The organism is Zoogloea sp. (assembly GCF_041911615.1).
GTDB lineage: Bacteria > Pseudomonadota > Gammaproteobacteria > Burkholderiales > Rhodocyclaceae > Zoogloea.
Genome location: NZ_JAYROR010000123.1, coordinates 1 through 6,845, shown reverse-complemented (window position 1 = coordinate 6,845; position 6,845 = coordinate 1). Strand labels below are relative to the sequence as shown.

The 6,845-nt window shown below is 70.5% G+C and carries 8 protein-coding genes and 1 pseudogene; 2 read left to right on the top strand and 7 right to left on the bottom strand.

The features are described 5' to 3' along the window. The 6 genes and pseudogenes from ACE3P2_RS16060 to ACE3P2_RS16035 all read right to left on the bottom strand — a co-directional run. Window positions 1–993, bottom strand: a pseudogene (locus ACE3P2_RS16060) (hypothetical protein); the annotation flags it as partial. A gap of 17 nt (window positions 994–1,010) precedes the next feature. Continuing rightward, window positions 1,011–1,871, bottom strand: a complete 861-nt coding sequence (locus ACE3P2_RS16055; RefSeq protein ID WP_374266276.1) for a hypothetical protein — start codon at window positions 1,869–1,871, stop codon at window positions 1,011–1,013. Then, the gene (locus tag ACE3P2_RS16050) at window positions 1,871–2,410 is read right to left on the bottom strand and encodes a DUF4255 domain-containing protein (RefSeq protein ID WP_374266274.1); all 540 of its coding nucleotides are present in this window, start codon (window positions 2,408–2,410) and stop codon (window positions 1,871–1,873) included. Before ACE3P2_RS16050 ends, ACE3P2_RS16055 begins: the two co-directional genes overlap by 1 nt. Window positions 2,411–2,769: 359 nt before the next feature. Further along, window positions 2,770–3,108 (bottom strand): hypothetical protein, encoded by a 339-nt coding sequence (locus ACE3P2_RS16045; protein WP_374266272.1) that lies wholly within the window; start codon window positions 3,106–3,108, stop codon window positions 2,770–2,772. Between the two features lie 82 nt (window positions 3,109–3,190). After that, entirely contained in the window at window positions 3,191–4,027 is an 837-nt protein-coding gene (locus ACE3P2_RS16040) for a pirin family protein (protein ID WP_374266270.1), read from the bottom strand. Between the two features lie 65 nt (window positions 4,028–4,092). After that, window positions 4,093–4,695, bottom strand: a complete 603-nt coding sequence (locus ACE3P2_RS16035) for an FMN-dependent NADH-azoreductase (protein ID WP_374266268.1) — start codon at window positions 4,693–4,695, stop codon at window positions 4,093–4,095. Window positions 4,696–4,794: 99 nt separating this feature from the next. Here ACE3P2_RS16035 and ACE3P2_RS16030 point away from each other — a divergent pair, with 99 nt between their 5' ends. Beyond that, complete coding sequence (locus ACE3P2_RS16030; RefSeq protein ID WP_374266266.1) at window positions 4,795–5,709, top strand: LysR family transcriptional regulator; 915 nt, start codon at window positions 4,795–4,797, stop codon at window positions 5,707–5,709. 33 nt (window positions 5,710–5,742) lie between these two features. Beyond that, window positions 5,743–6,138, top strand: a complete 396-nt coding sequence (locus ACE3P2_RS16025; RefSeq protein WP_374266264.1) for a RidA family protein — start codon at window positions 5,743–5,745, stop codon at window positions 6,136–6,138. Here ACE3P2_RS16025 and ACE3P2_RS16020 read toward each other — a convergent pair. Next, window positions 6,110–6,845 (bottom strand): amino acid ABC transporter permease (locus tag ACE3P2_RS16020; protein ID WP_374266262.1); only part of this gene is annotated, 736 nt, incomplete at its 5' end. The genes ACE3P2_RS16025 and ACE3P2_RS16020 overlap by 29 nt on opposite strands.

Here is a 6,845-nt window from a genome sequence, read left to right as displayed (position 1 = left end):
GCCGCTGCCGCCGCCGCTGAAGGCGTCCGCAGTGGCGACGCCGCCGTCGCTGCCGCCGCCGAGGGTGAAGGGCGAGCCGGCGACGAGCCCGGCGAGCAGGTCGCGGGCGAAGGTGGTGCGCTGGGCGGCGGTGCTCGGCAGCGCGCTCACCGCGTCGAAGAACAGGCGCTGGCTGCGGTCGGCGGGCGGCTCGATGCCGGCGTCGGGGTCTTCGTGACGCAGGACGCGGCCGACGAACTGGTCGGAATCCGGGTGCGGCGACAGGCGCTGGATCTGCTCGACGCGGCTGCCGGTGGAGCCGTCGAGGTTGGGGCCGATGGCCAGATCGAGGGTGATCTTTTGCACCGCGGCGAGGGCCGCGCCGTTGAGGTCGAGGGTGCCGCCGGCGTTGCTGAGCTGCGGATTGCCGGCGGCGTCGAAGCTGACGCCGTAGAGGTTGGCGGCGGTGACGGCGCCCGGACCGCTGGCGGTAACGGTGCTGTCCTTGAGGACGCCGGCCTCGACCACGTCGCCCAGGCGCAGGCCCATGACGCGGCGGCTGCCGGCGGCGCCGGTGAGCAGGTTGCCGCTGCGGGTGGCGCTGGCCTTGACGACCAGGTTGCCGGCGCGGCCGGGGAAGCGGGCGCGCAGGAAGCGGTCGGTGCCGAGCACGGAGAGGGCGCTGCTCACCGCCCGGCTGCTGGCGACGGTCTGGCCGCCGGCGGGCTGGAAGATGCGCGCGACGTACACCCGCTTGCCGCCGTTCTCGAAGAACAGGCGGACGGCGTGGGCGAGCTGGTTGGTGGTGGGCACCCCGCCGAGGAGCAGGTCGTCCCCGTCGCCGAACAGGCGCTGGAACTCTTCGAAGCTGGTGACGAGGGCCGGCAGGCCGGCGGTGGGCCCGAAGCGGGCCTGACCGACGAAGCCGGCGGTGGAGGTCGCCACGCCCTCGATGGACTTGGCGCGGAAGCTGGTTTCTTCGACGTAAACTCCCGGGGCGAGGTATTCAGGCATTTCGAGCCTCCATCTTGTCAGGGTAACAACTCGATATCGAGGCGGACGGATTGTCCGACCGATACCGATGCGGGCGGATTCTGGCCGGCCTGCTGCGGGTGAAGCAGGCCGGCGGCGTCGCGCAGCTGGAAGTTGCGCGGGGCGAACAGCGCGTCGCGGTCGGCGGCGCCGAGACTGAAGACGTCGGCCGGCAGGGCGGCCAGGAAGCCCTGGCTGGCCAGGGCGGCGGCCAGCGCCGGGCGCGGCGTGCGGACCGTGAGGGCACGGTCGAACCGGCGCTGCGGCGGGGTGACGCCGCGATTGATGACTTCGCCGGGGAGCACGATGAGGTAGCTGCCGTCGCGACCGGTGAGGGTGCTGACGGTGTCGGGGCCGCCGTCGCGCACCGTGGCGATGCTCAGCAGGGCGCCGGGCACCGCGCGGCTGCCTTCGCGCAGGACGCCCCACAGGGCGCAGGTGGCGGGCGACAGGCCAAAACCGGGTGCGGGGCGCAGGGCCACCTGTGGGTAGGCCGGCGGCGGGCCGGCGATGGCCGCGGCCGCGGCCGCGGCCTCGAGGGCGTCGCGCAGGGCACGGCGGTCGGGCACCACGGCGCTGATCGCCTGGGGCAGGTAGCGCCCGCTGGGGTCGTCGATCTCGACGCGGGCTTCGCCCGGTGGGAGCCGCAGGAAGCCGTAGAGTCCGCTGCTGGCGTGCCACAGGGGCAGCTCAGCCTGGCCGCGGACGCGCACCCGCAGGTCGGGCAGCGACGATGGCGCGGGCTCGGCGCCGTCGCTGAAGTAGTGGCGAACCCGCAGCGCCAGCACGCCCACCGCGGTGCGCCGGTCGGGCGAGTGGGTAGCGGCCCAGGCGAGCAGGTTGTCGGATGAGGCGCGCATCACGGTACCGCCGGGGTGAAGACCAGCGTGCGCGAATCGGCGATCGCGGCGTCGGGCCGCTCGCGCGCGGCGAGGCGGGCGGTGCGCACCACGTAGGGAACCGACAGCTGGTAGGGGGGCTCGAGGCTGTCCCACAGGCGCAGCATGTCTTCGGTGGAAAGGTGGTTGATCGACACCCGCAGGCTGTCCTCGGCCTCCCAGGGGTAGCCGGGGTCGAGGAGCGGGCCGGCGATCAGCGCGTGGCGGTCGAGGATGTCCATGCAGCGGGCCAGCATGACCTGCTCGCCCTCGGCGTTCTTCTGGCCCCAGACGGTGAGCAGGTAGTGCAGTTCGAGGCCCAGGGCCTGGCGGCGCGGCGAGGCGGGGGTGAGGCGCGGGAGTTCGACGTTGCGGCGGGATTCGTCGATGTCGACGCGGTACAGGAACAGGGCGACGCGATTGGCCAGCGTGCCGGTGAAGTCGCGGGTGGAGAACAGCGAGATGGTATAGCCGTCGAGCCCGCCGGTGGCGACGAGCTGATCTTCGATCAGGCGTCGCAAAGTGGCGCTTGTTCCTGCTATGAACATTTCACCGCCTTCCCCAGCATGGCTGACGTCACGACGTGAAGCGTTTCAGGCAGACCCGGCGAAGGGGTCGAGCCGCTTATGCAATTTACACCATCTGGAAGAAAACGACATGCTCGCCGCGTGGGCGAAACAACGTGTGAGCAAGTCGGCACCCGGCGACGTCCCGAGTGGGGCATCGACCGAGGCGTGGCGCCGGATTCAGGGCGGCCACAGGCCTTGGTGGAGGGGCCGGAGGCGGGTCAGAAAGGTGCTTTCGCCAATCCAGTGAAGCACATGCATTTTGCGAAAGCAAGGTGGCCCGCCGGATGGCGGGCTGGGGCCGGGCAGCGGTGTCAGCCGGGCTGGCGGAGTGCCTTTTCGGCCCACAGGGCGCGGGCGAAGGCTTTCCAGACATCGCCGCCGTGGCTCTCGAAACCGGTGGTGGCGCTTTCCTGCATGGTGCGCAGCATCAGGGCGGCGAGGCCGAAGAGTTCGAGCTTGGCGAGGCGGGTGTAGTCGAGGTGGTCGTGGTCGACGCGCTTGTCGGGGGAGTCGGCGAAGTCGAGCGCTTCGCGGGCGAGGGCGCGGACCTGTTCGTCGTTCTTCCAGTCGATGCCGAGGGCGACGCCGCGGCGTTCGATCTCGAGTTCGATGTCGTGGGTGTCCTGGGCGTAGTTTTCAAAGCCGGCCATGGCGATGCTCCGTGGTGTCGAGCCGTTAATCTGCCACGCCGGCGGGCGGCGTGGCAGATTTTTTGCGTCGCAGCGAAGGCGCTCAGGCGGCGGTGAGGGTGCCGTCGCGGTAGTCGGCGAGGGCCTGCTCGATCTCTTCGCGGGTGTTCATCACGAAGGGGCCGTACTGCACCACCGGTTCGCCGAGCGGGCGGGCGGCGAGGAGCAGGAAGGCGGCGCCCGCAGGCCCGGCGGTGGCGGCGATGCGCTCGCCCTGGGACAGCACGCCGGCCTGGCGGGCACTCAGCTCGCGCCCGTCGTCGCCAACGCGCAGGCTGCCGGCGTAGGGGTACAGAAAAGCGGTGTGGCCGGCCGGGACCGCTTGGCTGAAGCCGTGGCCGGCGGCGAGGCGCACGTCGAGGAACAGCGGCGCGGTGGACAGGCCCTGGATCGGTCCGGCGGTGTCGTCGAAGCGACCGGCGACGATCTTCACGCTGCCACCGGTGATGGCGACGGTCGGGATGTCCTCGGGCTGGATGTCGCGATAGCTCGCAGGCTTCATCTTCTCGGCGGCGGGCAGGTTGATCCAGAACTGGAAGCCGTGCAGGCGGCCGCTTTCCTGAAGCGGCATCTCCGAGTGGATGATGCCGCGGCCGGCGGTCATCCACTGGGCGCCGCCGCCGCGCAGGTGGCCTTTGTGGCCCAGGTGATCCTCGTGCTCGAACTCGCCCTCGAGCATGTAGGTGACGGTCTCGAAGCCCCGGTGCGGATGCGGCGGGAAGCCGGCGATGTAGTCGTCAGGGTTGTCGGAGGCGAACTCGTCGAGCATCAGGAACGGGTCGAGACGCTGGCTGTGGCCGAGACTGCGCCGCAGCTTGACGCCGGCGCCGTCGGAGACGGGGATCGAGGGGATGATCTGGATCAGGCTGCGGATGGTCATGAGGGTGCTCCTCGGGGTTGGGGCGGGCGGCCGGCCCTGCGGGGGCCGGTCCGCCGGGGCGGGGTTCAGGCGGCCAGTTCGGCGACGGCCTTGTGGGCGTCGGCGAGGGCGGCGTTCTTGCTCTCGTCGCCCAGGTTGAGGCCTTCGGCGTAGATGAACTCGACGTCGGTGATGCCGATGAAGCCCAGGAAGTCGCGCACGTAGGTGGTCTGGCTGTCCTTGGCGGTGCCGGCGTACTTGCCGCCGCGGGCGGCCAGGATGATCGCCTTCTTGCCGTTCAGCAGGCCTTCGGAGCCGTTGGCGGTGTAGCGGAAGGTGACGCCGGCGCGGGCGATGTGGTCGAAGTAGGCCTTGAGCGTGGAGGGCACACCGAAGTTGTACATCGGCAGGCCGATGACGATGGTGTCGGCGGCGCGCAGTTCGTCGATCAGGGCGTCGGAGAAGGCGACCACGGCCTGTTGTTCGGCGTTGCGCTCTTCGGGCTTGGCCAGGAACGCGCCGAAGCGGGCGCCATCCAGGTGTGGCACGGGGTTTTCGGCGAGGTCGCGGCTGATGACGCGGGTACCGGGGTGGCTGGCCTGCCAGGCGGCGACGCAGCGCTCGGTGAGCTGGCTGGATTGGCCGTGGTTGGAGAACAGGCTGGCGTTGATCTTGAGAAGGGTGCTCATGGTGTGACTCCGTGTCGGGTTGCGATGGGTGTATTTGACGATTTATCCGGCAGATAAAAAAGATTAACTTTTTGCTTAAAGCTATCTGATAATTCGATAATGAACCCGATCCCCAGCCCCCATATCGCGCTCGACCAGTGGCGCGCGTTGATCGCCGTCGTCGAGGCCGGCGGCTATGCCCAGGCCGCCGAAGTGCTGCACAAGAGCCAGTCGGCCGTGACCTACGCGGTGCAGAAGATCGAGTCGGTGCTGGGCGTGCAGGCCTTCGAGATCCAGGGCCGTAAGGCGGTGCTGACCGCCACCGGGCGAATGCTGTACCGCCGCGCGCTGGCGCTGGTGGGCGAGGCGGGCGACCTGGAGCAGGCGGCGCGCAAGCTGTCGGCGGGCTGGGAAGCGGAGATCGGGCTGGCGGTGGAGGTGCTGTACCCGCCAGATCTGCTGATCGAGGCGCTGGCGCAGTTCGGGGCCGAGGCGCCGCGCACGCGGGTGGAGGTGATCGAGTCGGTGCTGGGCGGCACCGGCGAGGCGCTGCTCGGCGGTCAGGCCGACATTGCGCTGACACCCCACATTCCACCGGGTTTCCTGGGCACGCCGCTGATCGACATCGCGTTGATCGCGGTGGCGGCCCCGTCGCACCCGTTGCACGCGGCGGGGCACGAACTGGGCGAGAAGGATCTGCGCCCGTGGCGTCACCTGCAGGTGCGGGCCACCGGCTCGACCCGCGACCGGCGTTCGACGACGGTGGAGGTGGAGCAGCGCTGGACCTTCGGGAGCATGGCGATGTCGATCGCGGCGGCCTGCGCGGGCCACGGCTTTGCGTGGTATCCGGTGGCGCACATCCGCCGCGAGCTGGCGGCGGGGCTACTCGAGCCGCTGCCGCTGGGCGGCGCGGAGTCGCGCCGGATGTCGCTCTATCTGGTGCTGGCCGACCCGGATTTCGCCGGCCCGGGGGTGCGCCGGATGGCGGAGATCCTGGCGCGGGTGTCGGCGGGCGGGGCGTCCGGTTCGTTGTAGGATGGTGTCCCCAACAGTCAGAGGAGCGCCGTCATGAGCGACCGACAAGCCATCATCCCGAAAGGCATGGAAGCGGTTTACGAAAAGATCCACTACGCCCCGGCGGTACGGGTCGGCGACACGATCTACGTGTCGGGCCAGATCGGCCGCGACGAGAACATGCAGCTCGTCGAGCCCCGCGAGGCGCAGATCGTGCAGGCCTTCGAGAACCTGAAGAAGGTACTTGCCGCCGCCGACGCCGAGATGAGCGACATCGTCGATCTCACCACCTTCCACACCGACATGCGCGACCTGCCGCTCTTCATGGAGGTGAAGGACCGCTACCTGACGCGGGATTTCCCGGCCTGGACGGCGATCGGGGCGGCCCAGTTGTGTGGCGTGGCGGGTTACATCGTCGAGATCAAGGCGGTGGCGGTGCGGCGGCGCTGACCCGCGCCAGCAGCGCGCAGCCGAGCCAGTACAGGGCGGCGAGGAAGAGCCAGGCCTCCAGGTAGAAGGGCCGCCATTCCCCGTCGCCCGCGAGGGCCAGGCTGAGCGAGCCGGTGAGCTCGTAGAGGCTCACCACGGTGACCAGTGAGGTGTCCTTGAACAGCGCGATGGCGCTGTTGGCCAGCGACGGTGCTACCGCCCGCAGCACCTGCGGCAGCACGATCCAGCGCTGGGCCTGCCAGGGCGTGAAGCCGAGCGCGGCGGCGGCGTCGAGCTGGCCGGGGCGGATCGCCTGGAGGCCGCCGCGGACGATTTCCGACAGATAAGCCGCGGCGAACAGCACGATGGCGATCAGCACCCGCCACAGCATGTCGAGCGCCACGCCGTCGGGGAAAAACAGCGGCAGCAGGAAGGACGCGACGAACAGCGCCGCGACGAGCGGAATCCCTCGGGCGAGTTCCACGTAGGCGGTGAGCAGGCCGCGCACCACCGGCAGGCGGGCGCGCCGGCCGTAGGCCACGGCAATCCCCAGCGGCAGCGCGCAGGCCATGCCGGCGGCGGTGAGCAGGAGGGTGAGCGGCAGGCCGCCCCAGAGTTCGGTGGGCACCACTGCGAGACCACCCATGCCGCCGCCGAGCAGCGGGATCGCGACGAGCGGCGGCACGGCCAGCGCGGCCGCCACGGCCCGCCCGCGCAGGGCGCGGAAG

Coding starts and splice junctions, on each gene's coding strand:
- ACE3P2_RS16055 (WP_374266276.1), bottom strand. CDS start 1,871: ATGCGCGCCTCATCCGACAACCTGCTCGCCTGGGCCGCTACCCACTCG.
- ACE3P2_RS16045 (WP_374266272.1), bottom strand. CDS start 3,108: ATGGCCGGCTTTGAAAACTACGCCCAGGACACCCACGACATCGAACTC.
- ACE3P2_RS16040 (WP_374266270.1), bottom strand. CDS start 4,027: ATGACCATCCGCAGCCTGATCCAGATCATCCCCTCGATCCCCGTCTCC.
- ACE3P2_RS16035 (WP_374266268.1), bottom strand. CDS start 4,695: ATGAGCACCCTTCTCAAGATCAACGCCAGCCTGTTCTCCAACCACGGC.
- ACE3P2_RS16030 (WP_374266266.1), top strand. CDS start 4,795: ATGAACCCGATCCCCAGCCCCCATATCGCGCTCGACCAGTGGCGCGCG.
- ACE3P2_RS16025 (WP_374266264.1), top strand. CDS start 5,743: ATGAGCGACCGACAAGCCATCATCCCGAAAGGCATGGAAGCGGTTTAC.